Consider the following 2,420-nt stretch of genomic DNA (forward strand, 5'->3'; position numbering starts at 1 on the left):
GAACTCGCCCTGGCCAGCGGCGACTGCCACGCGATGATCCACGACACCGGCTGGTCCACCACCCCCGACTCGCGCGCGCCCCAGGGCGTCAGGTGGATCCCACCCGCCGGAACCCCCCGCGCGGCCGACCCGCCACGGCCCAAACCCGGACCACCACCACCGACACCGCTGGAAGCGCCGGTACTCCCGTTCGCGCTCCTCCACGACCTCGACGCCGCGATCGCTGACCGACTCGCCACCAGGCAGGAGGCGGCATGATCACGCGGCCCAGGGGTGGCTGGCGGAACGCGTCAGCGGCGGACGATCACCATCCGTTCCCCGACTTCCCGGACGTCGAAGCGGGCGGGATCGTCGAACTGCCGCGGCCGGAAGACGATCTCCTCGCGCGCGTTGTTCTGGACCCGGGGCATCTGGTTGACGATCGCGGGGAAAACCCAGCGGCGGGACCCCTCGCGGGTGAGGACCAGAACGTCGGGGCTGCGGAACTCGCTCCCCTCAAGTGCGGCGGTCAGCTCTCCGGGGGTCTCGGTGTCCGCCCAGCTCCGGATCTCGTCGAGGCGCTCCTCGTACCGGCCGGCCGGCGTGGCGTACGCCTGGGCCGGCGCCTGGAACGAGAAGTACGGCCGGTAGGCGTAGAGGGTCGGATCCGAGGTCAGCAGGACGAGGTCCGAGGGTGCCCGGTCGCCGGTCATGTCGTCCACAGCGTCCAGCACGTCGCGGGGCACCGCGGGGAACCCGCGGGCTTCGGCGGCGAACTCCGCATCCTCCCCGGAGACGTGCTGCACCATCTGGACGGCAGCGAGGCCCGCGACCACCACCGCCGCGGCGGTGACGCGGCCACGGGAGCGGTCGGGAGAGGTCCGCACGGCCCACCGGGCCAGCGTCAGCGCGCCGACCACGCCCGCCAGGGCGAGGACGAGGGTGATGATCGGGATCATCCGGAACGGCAGCAGCGTGCTGCCGGTGACCGCCCGCAGCCCCGAGAGCACGTACCACCCGAGGACGGTCACCGCCGTGAGGCCCAGGGCCTGTGCGAGGACGAGCCGTCGATCGGCCGGGGGGAGAGGGCCGTCGGCGTCGGTGTCGGCGACGTGGTCCGTGTCGTGCTCGGCCCCGATCCGCGTTCGCCACGTCGCCGCCGCGCGCTCGGAGGCCCGGCCGGCTCCGTCGGGCCAGACGGTGACGACCAGCCACACCACGCCGATCAGGCACAGTAGCCCGACGGCGGACACCTCGAGCATCGGCAGCGGCCACCGCGAGGCGATCTCGGGCGCGAAGTCGTTGGCCACCGAGGGTTCGGTGTCCGCGCCGCCGAGGGCGGCCAGCAGGAATCGGTGCCAGAACAGCAGTGCGATCACCGCGGAGATCGCCGCCATGGCGGCCAGGCGGCCGAGCAGGGCGAGGACCACCGCACGATCGGTGCGGTATCGCCAGGAATGGATGACGACGACGAGGCCCACCAACAGCGCCGCGACACCCGCGATGAGGGTGTAGCCCAGCGCAGCCCAGCCGAGGTACAGGCCGATCGTCGCGACCAGCGGCCACGTGAGTCCGCGGCTCGTCCGGGATCCCGCTGCGGCGGCCACCCGTGCGCAGAGCAGGAACGTCGCCACGACGACCTGCGGGAGCAGGCAGATGAGGATCCACGAGTAGGGCTCGTAGGCGTTGGTGTGCCCGCCGATGACCGAGGTGACGAGACCGAACACGACGGCAAGCTGCGCGGGGACGAGCCACCGCCAGGCCACGAACGCGATCGCGCCGGCGATGGCCATGGTGACGATGGCGTACGGCTTGTAGAACTCCCAGCCGTCGATGCCCGTGATCCGGGACAGCTGCCCGCCCACCCAGAACCACTGCGGCGGATAGAAGGGCGCGGCGTCGGCGTAGAAGGGGTCGGCGAGGGCGGGGGAGTCGGCGAAGCGGGTGACGTAGGCGACGCGGTTGAGCTGGTCGCCGCCGAGGCCGAACAGGTAGTGCGGCGTGCCGTTCAGCAGCAGTCCGAGGTGGGAGGAGGCCAGGAAGGCCGGCCCGGCGGTTCCGAGCAGCCACAGGGCCCGGCCGCCAGTGGCCCTGCGCAGCAACAGCCACCCGGCGAGGATGACGACCCCCGCGGCGAGGGTCGCGCCGAAGGTCTCGGGCAGCCAGCTGGGTTCGACGAACGGCAGCGCGTCGACTCCCTCGAACGTGAGGGCACCGACCACGGCCGCGACCAAGAGGGCGGCGAGGAATTCGCCGCCCCGGCGGGCGAGCAGACGGACGTCGGTCATGCGTCGGTTTCCGGGTGGCGCGCGGTCACGGCCAAGCCGGTGACGTGGACCGCGACCCCGATGCCGGGGCCGGCGAGGAGCGCGATCGCGGCGCGCACGTCGAGTGGTCCGGGCACGGCGACGAGAAGCGCCGCCGCGGCGACGACCGCGACC

At 72.9% G+C, this 2,420-nt stretch carries 1 protein-coding gene and 1 pseudogene; one reads left to right on the plus strand and one right to left on the minus strand.

Annotation, left to right across the window (positions count from 1 at the left end):
- A pseudogene (locus G6023_RS09530) lies at nt 1–258 on the plus strand (HNH endonuclease); the annotation flags it as partial.
- A gap of 32 nt (nt 259–290) precedes the next feature.
- On the opposite strand, the gene G6023_RS09535 reads toward G6023_RS09530, so the two are convergent.
- Nucleotides 291–2,267 carry an arabinofuranosyltransferase gene (locus G6023_RS09535; RefSeq protein WP_182635178.1) on the minus strand — a complete coding sequence of 659 codons (1,977 nt, stop codon included), beginning with the start codon at nt 2,265–2,267 and terminating at the stop codon, nt 291–293.
- Nucleotides 2,268–2,420: the final 153 nt, after the last annotated feature.

This window comes from Dietzia sp. DQ11-71, from assembly GCF_014144995.1.
Lineage (GTDB): Bacteria > Actinomycetota > Actinomycetes > Mycobacteriales > Mycobacteriaceae > Dietzia > Dietzia kunjamensis.

Excerpts from the sequence above, each read along its gene's own strand:
- G6023_RS09535 (WP_182635178.1), bottom strand. The coding sequence starts at position 2,267 with ATGACCGACGTCCGTCTGCTCGCCCGCCGGGGCGGCGAATTCCTCGCC.